The organism is Streptomyces sp. NPDC096193 (genome assembly GCF_040302905.1).
In the GTDB taxonomy this organism is placed as follows: Bacteria; Actinomycetota; Actinomycetes; order Streptomycetales; family Streptomycetaceae; genus Streptomyces.
Window position 1 is genome coordinate 82,402 of record NZ_JBEOSJ010000008.1, and the last position, 14,739, is coordinate 97,140.

Sequence of the window (14,739 nt, forward strand, 5' to 3'; positions counted from 1 at the left end):
ACGCCGCTTCGGCCCCTAGGATTCCCCCTATCACCTCACCGGTCTCATTCGACAGGAACCCCATGAGCGACACATCCTCCCCCTTCGGCTTCGAGCTCGTGCGGCGTGGTTACGACCGCGGTCAGGTGGACGACCGCATTACCAAGCTCGTCGCCGACCGTGATAGTGCTCTGGCCCGAATCACCTCTCTGGAAAAGCGCATCGAGGAGCTCCACCTCGAGACGCAGAACGCCCAGGCCCAGGTCAGCGACGCAGAGCCGTCGTACGCCGGTCTCGGTGCGCGCGTCGAGAAGATCCTCCGCCTCGCCGAGGAGGAGGCGAAGGACCTGCGCGAGGAGGCCCGTCGCGCGTCCGAGCAGCACCGTGAGCTGGCCGAGTCCGCCGCGCAGCAGGTGCGGAACGACGCCGAGTCGTTCGCGGCCGAGCGCAAGGCCAAGGCCGAGGACGAAGGCGTCCGGATCGTCGAGAAGGCGAAGGGCGACGCCTCCACGCTGCGCAGCGAGGCGCAGAAGGACGCGCAGTCCAAGCGCGAGGAGGCCGACGCGCTCTTCGAGGAGACCCGCGCCAAGGCCGCCCAGGCCGCCGCGGACTTCGAGACGAACCTGGCCAAGCGCCGCGAGCAGTCCGAGCGCGACCTGGCCTCGCGTCAGGCGAAGGCCGAGAAGCGCCTGGCGGAGATCGAGCACCGCGCCGAGCAGCTGCGGCTGGAGGCCGAGAAGCTGCGTACGGACGCGGAGCGCCGTGCCCGTCAGACGGTGGAGACGGCGCAGCGCCAGGCCGAGGACATCGTGGCCGACGCGAACGCCAAGGCCGACCGGATCCGCAGCGAATCGGAGCGCGAGCTGGCGGCGCTCACCAACCGCCGCGACTCGATCAACGCGCAGCTGACCAACGTCCGCGAGATGCTGGCCACGCTGACCGGTGCCGCCGTGGCCGCGGCCGGCACCCCCGACGACGAGCCGATCTCCCGCGGCGTCCCGGCGCAGCAGTCCCGCTAGGCGGACACGACCCAGGACGGCCCGGTTTCCTGAGCCCCGCTCAGGCGACGTACGCCGTACCGCGAGTGCCCGGCGCCCCGATGGGTGCCGGGCACTCGCGTGTTCGCCCGTCGTGTGCTCGACGGCCGCGAAAAAGTCCCTTCCGCCCGGTGGCGCACGCCATCCACGGCCCTTAGCGTGGCCGCATGATCGAGCTTGAGGGCCTCACCAAGCGCTTCGGCAGCAAGGTCGCCGTCGACCATCTTTCGTTTCAGGTCAGGCCGGGGATGGTGACCGGGTTCCTCGGTCCCAACGGGGCGGGCAAGTCGACGACGATGCGGATGATGCTCGACCTCGACAACCCGACGAGCGGCACCGTACGGATCGACGGCAAGCACTACCGGGATCTCGACGAACCCCTGAAGTACATCGGCGCGCTGCTGGACGCCAAGGCCATGCACGGCGGCCGGACCGCGTACAACAACCTGCTGTGCCTGGCCCAGGCGAACCGCATCCCGGCGGCGCGCGTCTCGCAGGTCCTCGATGTCGTCGGGCTGACCGCGGTGGCGAGGAAGAAGTCGAAGGGCTTCTCGCTCGGTATGGGCCAGCGGCTGGGAATCGCGTCGGCCCTGCTCGGTGACCCGGAGATCTTGATGTTCGACGAACCGGTCAACGGTCTGGACCCCGAGGGAATTCACTGGATCCGCAATCTGATGAAGACTCTTGCGTCAGAAGGTCGCACGATCTTCGTCTCCTCGCATCTGATGAGCGAAATGGCCCTGACCGCCGATCACTTGATCGTGATCGGACAGGGCAAGCTGCTGGCCGACACATCGATGGCGGCTTTCATCCAGGAGAACTCCCGGAGTTATGTACGGATGCGCTCGCCGCAGCAGGAGCGACTTCGCGATGTGCTCCATGAATCGGGTTTCGTCGCGGTCGAATCGGGAAACGGCACGCTGGAGATCGACGGCACCGGTCCCGAGGAGCTCGGTGAACTGGCCGCCCGGCACCAGATCGTTCTGCATGAACTGAGCTCCCAGCGCGCATCGCTGGAGGAAGCCTTCATGCAGATGACCGCGGGTGCGGTGGAGTACCACGCACACGGCACGTCCGAGGGCCCGCAGCCAACCGCGGCCCCACCGGGCCCCCAGTGGGGCCAGAGCTACCAGAGCAGCAAGGGAGCCTGACCCATGGCCTCGGTGCCCGCGGTCCTGCAGTCCGAGTGGACCAAGATCCGTACGGTGGCGTCGACGACCTGGACGCTGGTGTGCGCGTTCGCGGTCACCGTCGCGATGGGAGCCGCGCTCAGCGCGCTGCTGGCCTCGACGTTCGACGATCTGTCCCCCGAGGAGCAGCTCACGTTCGACCCGACCTTCATCAGCTTCTCCGGAATGATCCTGGGGCAGTTGGCGATGGTGGTCTTCGGAGTGCTGGTGGTGGGCACGGAGTACAGCTCCGGCATGATCCGCACCTCGCTCGCCGCCGTACCGCAGCGCGCGACGTTCCTCTTCAGCAAGCTCGCGGTGGCCACGGTGCTGGCGCTCGTGGTGGGCCTCGCGACGAGCTTCGTGGCCTTCTTCCTCGGCCAGGCGCTGCTGGGCGAGCACCGGACGACGATCGGCGCGGACAACGTCCTGCGCGCGGTCGTCGGCGGCGGTCTCTACATGGGCCTCATCGCGCTGTTCTCCATGGCGGTCGCGACGATGCTGCGCAGCTCGATGCTCTCGCTCGGCATCCTGATGCCGTTCTTCTTCCTGGTCTCGCAGATCCTCGCCTCGGTCCCCAAGGCCAAGGACGTCGCCCGCTACTTCCCCGACCAGGCCGGCTCCAAGATCATGCAGGTGGTCCCGGACGCGATGGGCAGCGACAAGGCGCCCTACGGCCCGTGGGCGGGGCTCGGCATCATGGTGCTCTGGGTGGTGGCGGCGCTGATCGGCGGCTATCTGGTACTGAAGAAGAGGGACGCCTAGCGGGCGGATCGTCCCCCTCGGGCAGCAGCCGGTCGAAGTCGCGCCAGCCGCGCCATGTCCAGACGTCCTTGTCGAGGTTCGGCTCCAGCGGCACGAAGCGGCCGGTCTCGAAGTCGTCGCCGCCGAGGTCGAACCAGCGCTCGTCGACGACTTCGGTGCCCATGCCGACGGTCCGGGCGGTCAGCCGCACAAGGAGCTTCGCCCCGTGGGAACGGGAGAGGTCCTTGCCCTGGATCTCGGCGACAGGCAGCTGCGGCACGGGAGCGTCGACCGGGATCCACACCGTGAACGGCGCTCCGCGCTCCACCGCGAGCCAGGAGCGCTCGTCGGCCGGCTCCCCCTTCTCGTCCAGCACCCGGAGCCACTTCTTGTAGATCACCAGACTGCCGTCGTGCGGCGAGCGCTCCAGATAGCGCAGATGGACCCGGGCCTTCAGATCGACGACCGAGAGGTTGTCGAGGTGGTTGTAGAAGCGGACCGCGATGATGGCGTTCTCGCTCTCCGCGTGCATCCGCGCGTACCCGGGGAAGTCCGCGGCCCAGGCGTGCGAGACGCTCGCCCGCCGCCGCCAGACGAACGGCCGCAGGGCGAACAGCTTGATCAGCACGATACCGAGTACCACCGCGGGCGCCAGCGCCCCGGTCAGGGAGGCGATCGTCGCCAACAACTGATGCGCCGAGCTGTCGTGTTCAGGGCTGAGGCTGTCCGTGCCCACGCAGGCCCGTAGCGCCTCCAGCGCGAGGTTGAGCAAACCTTCGCCGTCGCTCAGCCGCTCGGAAACGCTGCGGGGGGACTTCTCGGTCAGCGTCCACACGACCGCGATGGCGGCGGCAAGCAGCGTCAGGGCGCTCAGCGTCATCAGGAACAGCGCGTGGACGGTGCGCCCGGCGATCCACCAGCGAACCGACGTCCGATACCGCGGATGCGATCGACGGCTCCGCGGCCACACCCGCAACAACTTCAACTGACGCCCCCCGGTGTCGAGTTCAGCAGAAGGAGAAAGCTACCTGCCCGCTCTATCCTCGGGCCAACCATGGCACGGCGGGGCGTCCCGTAGGCTCGGCCGGGGTAGATGTGCCATGGAAGGCTCTGCTCCGTACACGTGATCAACCGCGAAGGGCGTCTCCCGTGAAGGACCGAAGCCTCGAAGCCCTGGGTCTGGACGGCGTGCCGGCGAGGGAACCGCTGACGTACCCGGGCCGCCCCACCCCGGAACCGTCCCTGCTCACCGGCAACGAACTGCTGCAGCTGGACGTCCGTCCCCTGCGACTCGGTGAGTGGTACGTCGAGGAGCAGGCACAGCGGCACCGTCTCGACCAGGCGCTGTCCGACCTCGGCCAGGTGGTGACCGGCCGCCGTCACCCAGTGGTCGCCGTGGGGTCCAACGCCTCGCCTGGGCAGGTCAGTCACAAGCTCACCCGGCTCGGCATCCCTGCGACGGTTCCCATGGTGCCGGTGCGGGTGGGAGGCATCGGGGTGGGGTGCTCGGGGCACATCAGTCCGGCCGGTTATGTGGCGGGCACGCCGTACGTCGCCCGCGACGCCTCCGCCGTCCTGGTCGTCGCCTGGATGGATTCCACGCAGCTGAAGGCCGTCGACGACACGGAGTTCCCCGACTACCGGCGGGCCATACTGCCGGGTGACGAGTTCCCCATGATCATGCCGTCCGGCGAGCGCCTGAGCGGCGCCTACATCTACTTCAGCGCCCATGGCGTCCTCGCGGGGCCCGACGGCACTCCCCGGCGCGGTGGCGGCGACCAGTCCGAGCTGCTCGCCGCACTTCTCGCGCAGTCTCACCGGCTGCGGGAGCTGCTCGGCCCCGACCCGGCGAGCTGGGTGAAGAAGGCCGGCGCCGACCGGGCGCTGCGTGAGGAAGGGACCCGGATCTTCGGATCCGAGGGCTGGGTGCTGCCGCAGACGGACTTCCTGCCCTACCTCGACGACTCCGCCGAGCTGCGGCTCTACGACGATCTGCCGCCGCTCGGCGACTCCCTGCCGTCGTAGCCGGAGCGTTACGACTTGGCCGGAACCGTCAAGGCACGGATATCCTCCTAACTCTTACGGGGGCGTGCGGCCTGGCGGCCTATGCCCGACGACCGAAAGTCGATGGGGCTGGAGAATGATCGAGGCAGTCGGCCTGACGAAGCGCTACGGCGCCAAGACAGCCGTGTACAACCTTTCCTTCCAGGTACGGCCCGGCGCCGTCACCGGGTTCCTCGGGCCCAACGGTGCCGGCAAGTCGACGACGATGCGGATGATCCTCGGGCTCGACAACCCGACGGCCGGCACCGTCACGGTCTGCGGCGCCCCCTTCCGGCAGGTGCCGAACGCGCCACGGCAGGTCGGTGCCCTGCTGGACGCCAAGGCCGTGCACGGCGGGCGCAGCGCGCGCAACCACCTGCTGTCCCTCGCCCAGCTGTCCGGCATCCCGGCCCGCCGCGTGGACGAGGTCCTCGGCGTCGTGGGCCTCCAGGAGGTCGCCAAGCGGCGTTCCAAGGGCTTCTCGCTGGGTATGGGCCAGCGGCTCGGCATCGCGGCCGCGCTGCTCGGCGACCCCCAGGTGCTGCTCTTCGACGAGCCGGTCAACGGTCTCGACCCGGAGGGCATCCTCTGGGTCCGCAACCTGATGAAGCAGCTCGCCGCCGAGGGCCGTACGGTCTTCGTCTCCTCGCATCTGATGAGCGAGATGGCGGTGACCGCCGACCACCTGATCGTGATCGGCCGGGGCCAGCTGCTCTCGGACATGAGCGTCAAGGACTTCATCTCGGCGAACTCCGCGGACTTCGCGCGGGTGCGTACGCCGCACACCGAGCCGCAGCAGCGCGAGAAGCTGTCGGCCGCGCTCACCGAGGCGGGCGGCAGCGTCCTCTCGGAGCCCGACGGGGCGCTGCGGGTCACCGGGCTCCCCCTCCCGCGGATCAGTGATCTGGCGCACGCCTCGGACGTCCGGCTGTGGGAGCTCTCGCCGCACCAGGCCTCGCTGGAGGAGGCGTACATGCGGATGACGCAGGGGGCGGTGGACTACCGCTCGACGGACGACCAGAAAGCCGGCCTGATGCAGCCGCAGCAGCTCGGGTACGCACCGCAGCCGCAGCAGGTCCCGGACGTGCCGCAGCAGGGCTGGTACGCCCCGCCGCCGCCCGGCGCCCATCCGGCCGGCCCCGTGAGCGACAACCCCTACGCGGCCGCGACGCCCGGCGCCCCCGCGCAGCCCGCTCCCGCCGCGCCGCCCGTCGCTCCCCCGGCCGCCGTTCCCGCCGACCTGACCAAGCCCGAGGACGCCCGATGACCACGCCCTACCAGCAGCAGGCCCCGTACGCCCCGAGCTCGTACGTCTCGCCGATCCCCGTGCGCAAGGCCCACCTCGGCGACGCGCTGGCCTCCGAGTGGACGAAGATCCGCTCCGTGCGCTCCACCCTGTGGACGCTGGGCGTGATGATCCTGCTGATGCTCGGCATCGGCCTCGGCATCGCCGCGATCGTCTCCGCCAACGAGGTCGACCTGGAGGACCAGTCGGCGCTCGGGTTCGGCTTCTTCGGGGTGCTGCTCAGCACGATCTGCGTCATGACGCTGGGTGTGCTGACCATCGCGTCCGAGTACGGCACCGGCATGATCCGTACGACGCTGACGGCCTGCCCGAGCCGGGGCAGGGTGCTCGCCGCGAAGGCGATCGTGTTCTTCCTGCTCGTCTTCACCCTGACGACGGTCCTCGCCACGCTCGTCGCGGCGATCCAGACGTCGATGATCGATTCGACCGAGGCGAGCGGCGCGGAGTGGCTCCGCGCCACCATCGGCGTGGGCCTGTTCGTCGCCCTGCTCGGCCTGCTGTCGCTGGCCGTCGGCGGCATGATCCGGCACTCGGCGGGCGCGATCACCATCATGATCGGCGTGATGCTGCTGCCGCTGGTCGCGGCCATGTTCATGTTCTCGCCGTCGCTCAGCGACGTGCAGGAATTCCTGCTCCAGTACGCGATCCCGAGCCAGCTCATCGGCATCTACGGCGAGGCCGCCTCGGGCAACGGCGACGGCCCGACCGGCTGGCAGCCGGTGTGGATCATGCTCGGTCTGACCACCGCGGCGATGGTCGGCGCGTTCGCCGTGCTGCGCAGCCGCGACGTCTGACCGGCTCAGTATCTCGGCGCGTTACGGGACCGCTGCACCCTGGAGGTGCGGCGGTCCTTCGCGTTCCAGCAGGCTTTGTGCCAGTGCCGCCGGTCCTCGACGCCGCCGTGCTCCGGCCAGGCGACCACGTGCGGCACGGCGGAGGGGATCTCCTGGTCGCAGCCCGGACACCGGTACCGCTTGCCGGCGGCACTTGCGCCGGCGACGTGGCGGACCAACCAGTCCTCGCCCCGCCATTCCTCGCTGCGACCGAAGCCGCCGTACCTCTCACCCGGCTCACCGGGCGGCGCGGACGGGTTCTCGCCGCCCTTGGGGCGGTTGCGGCGCGGGGACACGTGACACCTCACGGGGCAAGTCCGGACAGTTCCCGTCCAGCCTACGGCCCGAAGACCGGGGTACTCGTCCCGGCGACGTGAGACGGTGGCAGCCACCGGACGGCAGTTACCGGAAAATCGCAACAACTTCAGTCCTGGCCGTGCCTATGGCACGTGTCAGACGTTATTGCCACTGGGGGGAGTGACGCGTCGGCCGCAAGGAGGCACAAGGCGATGCGCGTGGGAACTTTCGTTCTGGCGGCCCAATTCCCGGGCCAGGGACAGGGGGAGGCACTGCACCGGGCAGTGCGATCCGCCGAGGTCGCGGAGAAGTCCGGGCTGGATTCCGTCTGGGTGGCCGAGCACCACTTCGTGCCGTACGGAGTGTGTCCCTCGGCCGTGACGCTCGCCGCGCTGCTGCTCGGTCGTACGGAGAGAATCCGCGTGGGCACGGCGGTCACCGTGCTCCCCAGCGTGCACCCCGTGGCGCTCGGCGAGCAGGCCGCGCTGCTGCATCTGACCAGCGGCGGGCGCTTCTCCCTCGGTGTGGGACGCGGCGGGCCGTGGGTCGACCTGGAGGTCTTCGGATCGGGCCTCGACGCGTACGAGAAGGACTTCCCCGAATCGCTGGATCTGCTGATGCGTTGGCTGCGCGAGGCCAGCGTCGGCACCCGCGGGGAGCGGTTCAGCTTCCGCGAGGTGCCGGTGGTGCCCCGGCCCGACGAACTGTTCGGCGGCCCTCCGAAGGGTCCCGAAGTGGTCGTCGCCTGTACGTCCCCGAGGAGCGTCACCCTCGCCGCCGAGCGCGGCCTGCCGATGCTGCTCGGAATGCACTGCGGGGACGAGGAGAAGGCGGACATGGTCGCCATGTGGCGTCGGCTTGCCCTCGCGGCGGGCCACGCGCCCGAGGAGGTCGCTCAGGCCGGTCATGTGTCCGCGGGCGTGGCGCAGATCGCGGACCGCGGCCCGGAGGCCAGGGAGACGTTGCTGAAGGCGATGCCGGGCTGGCTCAAGCAGGGCCTGGAGGCTCATGTCACGGTCGACGGCAGGCACCGCTCGATGCGGGACCCCGTCGCGTACACGGAACTGCTGTGCGGGCTGCACCCGGTGGGCTCGCCCCGGTTCGCCGCGGACCGGCTCGCGGCCACCGCCGAGCGCACGGGCATCCGGCGGTTCGCTCTGCTCGTCGAGGGCTCGGGCGATCTGGCGGCCACGGAGGAGAACGTACGACGGCTGGGCGAGGAGGTCCTGCCCCTGGTGTCGTGAGCCGGGACGCGCCGCGTCCCGGGCATGCTGCCGCTCCGGCACCAGTTGCACCTCCTGCGGTGCGGAGCGGCAGCAAAGGAGATCAGCAGTCGCGCAGTTCGGGCGACTGATTGAGCAACTGGCCCCGTATAGAAGTGAAGCGGGCGAGCCGCTCGTCCACCGATGAATCCAGCGGGAACACCGCGACGCGGTGGCAGTTCTGGAATGCCAGACGCACTCCGAAGTGCCGCTGCAACGCACCGCGAATGGCATCACTCGCGAGTGCACGCAGCAGCTGACCACGTGCCTGCTCGTCCGGCGGAGGCGTCTGGTTGTCGGCGAAGTCCCCGCCGTCGACCTTCAGCTGTGCCACCAGCGAACTGATCATCTCCCATGCAAAGGGCAGGGAGGTCCGGACGCAGTCGACGAATGCTGCTTCATCGACCTCGCCTCGCTCGGCCTGTTCCAAAAGCGCCGGTGAGACGTCGAGCGACATGGGTTCTCCTCTCGCGACCCCGGGTCGACGGGGCCTTACGGGCAGGGAAGGAGGGTGCCGGACACGACGACATGAGCCACGCATGACGACGCAGAGTGCGCAACCGACAACCTCCTGCATCCACGGTAAGTGCGCAGTCCTGACGACACCAGGAGATTGGGAGCACAACCGGCCATCAACGAACGGGGCTTGTAGGGCGAATCGCGCGCGACCGCGTGCGTCGAGTAGCGTTGCCGACCATGCGTCTTGTCATCGCCCGCTGCTCCGTGGACTACGCGGGCCGGCTCACCGCCCACCTGCCCTCTGCACCCCGTCTGATCCTGGTCAAGGCGGACGGCAGCGTCTCGATCCACGCTGACGACAGGGCCTACAAACCCCTGAACTGGATGTCCCCTCCCTGCACACTGAAGGAGGGCTCCGACGAGACCGACGGCGTGTGGACGGTCATCAACAAAGCGGGCGAGAAACTGATCATCACGATGGAGGAAATCCTCCACGACTCCTCCCACGAGCTCGGTGTGGACCCCGGCCTGATCAAGGACGGTGTGGAGGCGCATCTGCAGGAACTCCTCGCCGACCGCATCGAGACGCTCGGCCAGGGCTACAGCCTGATCCGCCGCGAATACCCCACGGCCATCGGCCCGGTGGACATCCTGTGCCGGGACGCGGACGGCGCGACGGTCGCGGTGGAGATCAAGCGCCGCGGCGAGATCGACGGCGTGGAACAGCTGACCCGCTACCTGGAACTGCTGAACAGGGACCCGCATCTGGCGCCGGTGAAGGGCGTGTTCGCGGCCCAGGAGATCAAACCGCAGGCACGGGTGCTGGCGACGGACCGGGGCATCGGGTGTGTGGTGCTGGACTACAACGCGATGCGGGGCATCGAGGACGACAAGCTGCGGCTGTTCTGAGCGGGGCGGGTGTTTCTCGGGGGCGCTGTCCCCGAGTGCCCCTGGTCCTCAATCGCCGGACAGGCTGGGTTACCAGGGCTGCACATCACGGCGCGGGGGCCGGGGCAGCGCCCCGCAAGAGCCCGCGCCATAGGCCGCGGGGGCGGCACCGCCCTCCGGGCAGTGTCCTCAAACGCCGGACCGGCTGAAAAAGCAAGCCCCGCCGGCGATTGAGGCGCGGGTCCGGGGCAGCGCCCCGCCACGACCCGAGCCACACGCCGCGGCGGCACCGCCCTCCGGGCGGTGTCCTCAAACGCCGGACGGGCTGCAATTCCACGGCCCGCGCACCTTGCCCCGCCGGACGGGCCGGATTTCCACGGCCCGCACACCCCGCCCCGCCGGACCGGCTGGATTTCCACACCCCGCACACCTAGCCCCGCCGGCGATTGAGGCGCGAGGTCCCGGGGGGCGCGCCCCGCAAGGGCCCGCGCCCCCTCAGATGACCGGGTCCCCCGCCGGATCGGACACCGGCGCACTGCTCGTCATCGGCGCACCCGACGTCCCGCTGGGCCCGCCCGCCGACGTGTCCTCGCCCGGCGTGCCCGGCGATGTGGTCCCGTCCGACGGAGTGGGCGTATGCGTAGGGGTCGAAGGCGTCGTGGACGGCGTGGTCGGCGGCGGGGTCGACTTCGTCGGCGTCGGCTGCTCCGAGGACTTCGTCGGCTTCGGCTTCCCCGACGGCGACGCACCCCCCGGCTTCGACCTGCTCGGCGAAACCTCGTCCCCCGGCCCCTCCACCCCGTCCGTCGACGCGCTCGACCCCGGCGTCACCTCTCCCGACGGGTCCGGGGCCTCGGAGGGGTCGCTCGGGGCGTCGTCCGAGTCGTTCGCGGGCTCGTCCGCGGTGAGGCCGTCCTGGCCGTCGTCCTCGTTCGCCGACTGGCCGTTGCCGACCTTGTCGCTCGGCGGATCCTGCTTGTCCGAGGTCGCGCCCAGCGTCACCACCGTGCCGAGCACGACGGCGAGCAGCGCGCCCGCACCCGCGGCGACGAGGTTGCGGCTGCTGTCGAGTACCGCGGGACGCCGGCGCTTCTTCGTGCTTCCGTTGACCGGCGTACCGCCGGCGACCGGCGACTCCGGCGTCGTGCTCACCGTCGGGAACGTGGGCCGCGACGTCCCGAGGCCCGCGAGTGGCACGGGCAGGTTCGCCGTCTTCCCCTTCGCGGGCGAGGAGGGCTCCTTCTGGCGCGCCGGGGCCGCTTCCCTGCCCGCCGGGACGGCAGGGGCGGGAACACTCGGCACGAGCCCGTTCTCGCGGTCCGTGACGAGCGCGAGCGCCCGGCGTCCGGCGACCGTTCCGCTCTTGTCGGCGAGTGCGCCGCGCAGGGCGATCGACGCCTCCAGCTCGGCGCGCGCCCGGTCCAGGCTGTCCGTGCAGAGCGCCAGGATGCCCAATTCGTGGTGGAAGTACGCTTCTTCGGCTACCTCGCCCGCTATTCGAGCGGCTTCGGACCCCACACGCAGGACACGTTCCCACGCGCCCCAGTGCATCCCGGCCGCAAAGGCCGGTGCGGCGCTGCGGGCGAGCAGGACGGCCGCGCTGGGGTGGCCCGCCTCCGTACCCGGCACCAGCGCCGCGAGCGCGGCCAGCAGCGCGTCCGACTCGGCGACGGCGCGTTCGGGGGTGACGGACGGGTGTCCGGCCCACCAGGCGTAGTGCTGGGCCGCCGTGTGGGCATGGGCCGCCGCGTCCTCGGCGTACCCCTTCTCCGTGAGCTGGGCCGGCACCCCGGCGGCCAGCCGGTAGCGTCCGCCGACCGGTGAGAGCAGGCCGCAGCTCATCAGTTCGCCGAGCGCCGCGTCCGCGTGGGTGTCCCCCACGAGCGCGGGGAGGTGTGCCTGGTGCGGCACCTCGCCGCCGAGTGCGACCGCGAAGCGCAGGGTCTCCCGGGCGGAGTCGCTCAGCCGGGAGGCGAGCAGCGCGGCGGGCGCCGCGCCCTCGCCCAGGCTGGGCAGCGGTACGTCGTTGCCCTCGGCCGCGTCGTACGGCGCGTACGCCTCGAAGGCCTCCGGGTCGGCGCGCAGTTCGTCGCACTGCCGCAGCAGTGCGCCCGCCTGCACGAAGCGCAGCGGAAGGCCCTCGGACTCGAACCAGAGGTCGCCCGCCCAGTTCGTCTCGTCCTCGGTCAGCGGCCGTTCGACGGTGCGCTGGAGGAGGTCCAGCGAGGCGGCTCGGCCGAGGCCCGTGAGGCCGACCTCTTCGAGCTGCGCGTCGGCGCCGGGCGCCGGGACGTCGGGGGTGGCGGCGAGGAGGAAGGCGCACTCGGGTGCCGCGTCGAGCAGTTCGGTGAGCGACGTGCCGCCGAATTCGAGGTCGTCGAGGACGACGATCGCGCCTATCTCGCGGACGTGCGCCGGCAGGCTCGCACGGTCGGGCCGGCGCTGCGGCGCCTTGTACACGGCCGCGAACAGTTCGTGCAACAGATCCGTGGGGGTGCGGTGCAGTCCGTTCAGGCGCACGACGCCGTCGGGTGCGAGCGTGGCGCAGTCGTCGGCGACGGTGTCGAGGAGGGCGCTGCGCCCGGAGCCCGCGGGCCCCGACAGGCGTACGGAGCGCCCTCGGCCCAGCAGCCGCACCAGCCGCTCGCGTTCCTCGTCGCGCTCCAGCAGCGGGAGCCGCGGCGCGGGCGGGCCGGGCGGCACGGGCGGCTGCGCGGCGCGCTGGAGCTCGGTCCGTTCCTCGGCGGTGCGGCGGACGGGCGCGGCCGGCGTCTCTCCCGGCGGGCAGGGTTCTATCTCGCTGCCGTCGACGGGATTGACGGTGAGCAGGAAGTCGCCCGCGACAATCCGAACGGTGCGCGCGAGTGCGGGCACATGCTGTCCGAAGTCGGGCGTGCCGGGGTCGCGCGGCGGGCGCGGCTGGCCCGCGCCCTCGCCGAAACTGTCCTTGTCCATGATTCAAGCCCCCCAGATGCGGCTTCGCATAGGTTCGTCCCCGCCAAGATTCTGTTGACTCTGTGGCGGAGCCACGTGCCGATGTCCCTCCCGGCCACTGCACGCCCCGCTGTCGCTTCGGGTCCGGTGCCCGCCGCGTGGGTTCGTCAAAACGGCGGGCGACCGAACCCTAGACGGTTGCAGGGTAACGCCGAACCATGGGGGTGCCGCCTCGCCCGGGACGTCACATTCTCGTGAGGATTGCGAGGTGGCGCACGGTGCGCGCGGGCGGAACGTTCATCCCCGGAAGGATCGATTCCGCCCCAACTCGGGCAACTCCGCCCGGGAGTGTCAGACCCGCGGCAGCGACTCGGCGGCGAGGCCGCCCTCGATCGCGAGGATGCGGTGCAGTCGGGTGGCCACCAGCAGGCGCTGCATCTGCGGCGGCACTCCGCGCAGAACCAGTCTTCGCCCGCAGCGGCCGGCACGCCGGTGGGCGCCCATGATGACCCCGAGCCCGGTGGCGTCCCAGGAGTCGAGGTCGGTCAGGTCGAGCACCAGGTCGCCGACTCCGTCGTCGACGGCCGTGTGCAGGACCGTACGGGCGTCCGCCGCGCTGCGGACGTCGAGGCGGCCCCCGACGACCAGCTCGGCGTGGTCGCCCCTGATGTGCATATGCGCTCCCCGAGAGTGCTTCAGTGCCCTGTGACCGACTCTGTCTGCTCTGGCTGCTCTGCTGCCTTGCAACAACTGACTGCCGCGTGGGCCGACTGGTTGCTGTTTGTAAGCGAACCGATACCGAATTCACCCCATGGGGTGATGCCACATCGGTTCTGGAAGATCAGTGCTTGTAGAAGCCCTGCCCGCTCTTGCGTCCGATGTCACCGGCGTCCACCATCCGGCGCATCAGCTCCGGCGGCGCGAACTTCTCGTCCTGGGACTCGGTGTAGATGTTGCTCGTCGCGTGCAGCAGGATGTCCACGCCCGTCAGGTCGGCGGTCGCGAGCGGCCCCATGGCGTGGCCGAAGCCCAGCTTGCAGGCGATGTCGATGTCCTCCGCGGAGGCGACGCCCGACTCGTAGAGCTTCGCGGCCTCCACGACGAGCGCCGAGATGAGACGGGTGGTCACGAAGCCCGCGACGTCGCGGTTGACGACGATGCAGGTCTTCCCGACGGACTCGGCGAACTCCCGTGTGGTGGCGAGGGTTTCGTCGCTGGTCTTATAGCCGCGCACGAGTTCGCACAGCTGCATCATCGGGACGGGCGAGAAGAAGTGCGCGCCCACGACGCGCTCCGGACGCTCCGTCACGGCCGCGATCTTGGTGATCGGGATGGCGGACGTGTTGGAGGCCAGCACGGCGTCGTCGCGTACGAGCTTGTCCAGCGCACGGAAGATCTCGTGCTTGACCTCGAGCTTCTCGAAGACGGCCTCCACGACGATGTCCGCGTCGGCGACGGCGTCCAGGTCGGTCGTGGTGGTGATGCGCGCCAACGCGGCTTCCGCGTCGGAGGCTTCGAGCTTGCCCTTGGAGACGAACTTCTCGTACGAAGCCTTGATGCCGTCCTTGCCGCGGGTCAGCGCCTCGTCGGTGACATCACGCAGAACCACGTCCCAGCCCGCCTGGGCAGAGACCTGCGCGATACCGGACCCCATGAGTCCGGCCCCGATGACGGCGAGCTTCCTGGCCACTGCGACACCCCTTAACACCTGTTTACATTTCGCCTCTCCGGCGGAGGTTAGCGCTCGTGAGGTGCCGTGGGGCGGCGAAGAGATGCGCGTCACGTCTC

14 protein-coding genes are annotated in these 14,739 nt (G+C 70.3%); 8 read left to right on the forward strand and 6 right to left on the reverse strand.

Annotated features, from left to right (window positions below; translation table 11 throughout):
* The first annotated feature begins 62 nt into the window (after window positions 1-62).
* The 3 genes from ABTX78_RS14515 to ABTX78_RS14525 all read left to right on the forward strand — a co-directional run bounded on the left by ABTX78_RS14515 (window position 63) and on the right by ABTX78_RS14525 (window position 2,950).
* On the forward strand, window positions 63-998 hold the full coding sequence (locus ABTX78_RS14515; protein WP_352207138.1) for a coiled-coil domain-containing protein: 936 nt from the start codon (window positions 63-65) through the stop codon (window positions 996-998).
* A gap of 185 nt (window positions 999-1,183) precedes the next feature.
* A complete protein-coding gene (locus ABTX78_RS14520; RefSeq protein ID WP_352207139.1) occupies window positions 1,184-2,167 on the forward strand; it encodes an ABC transporter ATP-binding protein in 984 nt (327 codons plus the stop codon).
* 3 nt (window positions 2,168-2,170) lie between these two features.
* A complete protein-coding gene (locus ABTX78_RS14525; RefSeq protein WP_352207140.1) occupies window positions 2,171-2,950 on the forward strand; it encodes an ABC transporter permease in 780 nt (259 codons plus the stop codon).
* On the opposite strand, the gene ABTX78_RS14530 is transcribed toward ABTX78_RS14525, so the two are convergent.
* Window positions 2,883-3,809 carry a hypothetical protein gene (locus ABTX78_RS14530; RefSeq protein WP_352207141.1) on the reverse strand — a complete coding sequence of 309 codons (927 nt, stop codon included), beginning with the start codon at window positions 3,807-3,809 and terminating at the stop codon, window positions 2,883-2,885. The two genes, ABTX78_RS14525 and ABTX78_RS14530, sit on opposite strands and share 68 nt — an antisense overlap.
* A gap of 269 nt (window positions 3,810-4,078) precedes the next feature.
* Between ABTX78_RS14530 and ABTX78_RS14535 the strand changes: the two genes are divergently transcribed.
* The 3 genes from ABTX78_RS14535 (at window position 4,079) to ABTX78_RS14545 (ending at window position 7,072) form a co-directional block, all read left to right on the forward strand.
* Entirely contained in the window at window positions 4,079-4,954 is an 876-nt protein-coding gene (locus tag ABTX78_RS14535; RefSeq protein WP_352207142.1) for a hypothetical protein, read from the forward strand.
* Window positions 4,955-5,069: 115 nt separating this feature from the next.
* On the forward strand, window positions 5,070-6,239 hold the full coding sequence (locus ABTX78_RS14540) for an ABC transporter ATP-binding protein (protein ID WP_352207143.1): 1,170 nt from the start codon (window positions 5,070-5,072) through the stop codon (window positions 6,237-6,239).
* Window positions 6,236-7,072, forward strand: a complete 837-nt coding sequence (locus ABTX78_RS14545) for an ABC transporter permease (protein WP_352207144.1) — start codon at window positions 6,236-6,238, stop codon at window positions 7,070-7,072. The genes ABTX78_RS14540 and ABTX78_RS14545 overlap by 4 nt, the downstream gene beginning before the upstream one ends.
* Before the next feature lie 5 nt (window positions 7,073-7,077).
* Here ABTX78_RS14545 and ABTX78_RS14550 read toward each other — a convergent pair whose 3' ends face one another.
* A complete protein-coding gene (locus ABTX78_RS14550) occupies window positions 7,078-7,407 on the reverse strand; it encodes an Rv1322 family protein (protein ID WP_352207145.1) in 330 nt (109 codons plus the stop codon).
* Window positions 7,408-7,620: 213 nt separating this feature from the next.
* On the opposite strand from ABTX78_RS14550, the gene ABTX78_RS14555 reads away from it, so the two are divergent.
* The gene (locus ABTX78_RS14555; protein ID WP_352207146.1) at window positions 7,621-8,652 is read left to right on the forward strand and encodes an LLM class flavin-dependent oxidoreductase; all 1,032 of its coding nucleotides are present in this window, start codon (window positions 7,621-7,623) and stop codon (window positions 8,650-8,652) included.
* 82 nt (window positions 8,653-8,734) lie between these two features.
* Here the strand turns inward: ABTX78_RS14555 and ABTX78_RS14560 are convergent, their stop codons facing one another.
* Window positions 8,735-9,127 (reverse strand): SCO5389 family protein, encoded by a 393-nt coding sequence (locus ABTX78_RS14560; RefSeq protein ID WP_266487491.1) that lies wholly within the window; start codon window positions 9,125-9,127, stop codon window positions 8,735-8,737.
* Between the two features lie 239 nt (window positions 9,128-9,366).
* Here ABTX78_RS14560 and nucS point away from each other — a divergent pair, with 239 nt between their 5' ends.
* Window positions 9,367-10,038: an endonuclease NucS gene (gene nucS / locus ABTX78_RS14565; RefSeq protein ID WP_352207147.1), complete on the forward strand. Its 672-nt coding sequence runs from the start codon at window positions 9,367-9,369 to the stop codon at window positions 10,036-10,038.
* Between the two features lie 474 nt (window positions 10,039-10,512).
* On the opposite strand, the gene ABTX78_RS14570 is transcribed toward nucS, so the two are convergent.
* The 3 genes from ABTX78_RS14570 to ABTX78_RS14580 all read right to left on the reverse strand — a co-directional run bounded on the left by ABTX78_RS14570 (window position 10,513) and on the right by ABTX78_RS14580 (window position 14,641).
* Window positions 10,513-12,972 carry an ATP-binding protein gene (locus tag ABTX78_RS14570; protein ID WP_352207148.1) on the reverse strand — a complete coding sequence of 820 codons (2,460 nt, stop codon included), beginning with the start codon at window positions 12,970-12,972 and terminating at the stop codon, window positions 10,513-10,515.
* A 330-nt stretch (window positions 12,973-13,302) separates the two neighbouring features.
* Window positions 13,303-13,626 (reverse strand): STAS domain-containing protein, encoded by a 324-nt coding sequence (locus tag ABTX78_RS14575; protein ID WP_327680122.1) that lies wholly within the window; start codon window positions 13,624-13,626, stop codon window positions 13,303-13,305.
* A gap of 166 nt (window positions 13,627-13,792) precedes the next feature.
* Window positions 13,793-14,641 carry a 3-hydroxyacyl-CoA dehydrogenase family protein gene (locus ABTX78_RS14580; RefSeq protein ID WP_327680124.1) on the reverse strand — a complete coding sequence of 283 codons (849 nt, stop codon included), beginning with the start codon at window positions 14,639-14,641 and terminating at the stop codon, window positions 13,793-13,795.
* Window positions 14,642-14,739: the final 98 nt, after the last annotated feature.

Bases quoted from the DNA above. Each gene is read 5' to 3' on its own strand.
- ABTX78_RS14515 (WP_352207138.1), top strand. From the start codon at position 63: ATGAGCGACACATCCTCCCCCTTCGGCTTCGAGCTCGTGCGGCGTGGT.
- ABTX78_RS14520 (WP_352207139.1), top strand. From the start codon at position 1,184: ATGATCGAGCTTGAGGGCCTCACCAAGCGCTTCGGCAGCAAGGTCGCC.
- ABTX78_RS14525 (WP_352207140.1), top strand. From the start codon at position 2,171: ATGGCCTCGGTGCCCGCGGTCCTGCAGTCCGAGTGGACCAAGATCCGT.
- ABTX78_RS14530 (WP_352207141.1), bottom strand. From the start codon at position 3,809: ATGACGCTGAGCGCCCTGACGCTGCTTGCCGCCGCCATCGCGGTCGTG.
- ABTX78_RS14540 (WP_352207143.1), top strand. From the start codon at position 5,070: ATGATCGAGGCAGTCGGCCTGACGAAGCGCTACGGCGCCAAGACAGCC.
- ABTX78_RS14545 (WP_352207144.1), top strand. From the start codon at position 6,236: ATGACCACGCCCTACCAGCAGCAGGCCCCGTACGCCCCGAGCTCGTAC.
- ABTX78_RS14555 (WP_352207146.1), top strand. From the start codon at position 7,621: ATGCGCGTGGGAACTTTCGTTCTGGCGGCCCAATTCCCGGGCCAGGGA.
- ABTX78_RS14560 (WP_266487491.1), bottom strand. From the start codon at position 9,127: ATGTCGCTCGACGTCTCACCGGCGCTTTTGGAACAGGCCGAGCGAGGC.
- nucS (WP_352207147.1), top strand. From the start codon at position 9,367: ATGCGTCTTGTCATCGCCCGCTGCTCCGTGGACTACGCGGGCCGGCTC.
- ABTX78_RS14570 (WP_352207148.1), bottom strand. From the start codon at position 12,972: ATGGACAAGGACAGTTTCGGCGAGGGCGCGGGCCAGCCGCGCCCGCCG.
- ABTX78_RS14575 (WP_327680122.1), bottom strand. From the start codon at position 13,626: ATGCACATCAGGGGCGACCACGCCGAGCTGGTCGTCGGGGGCCGCCTC.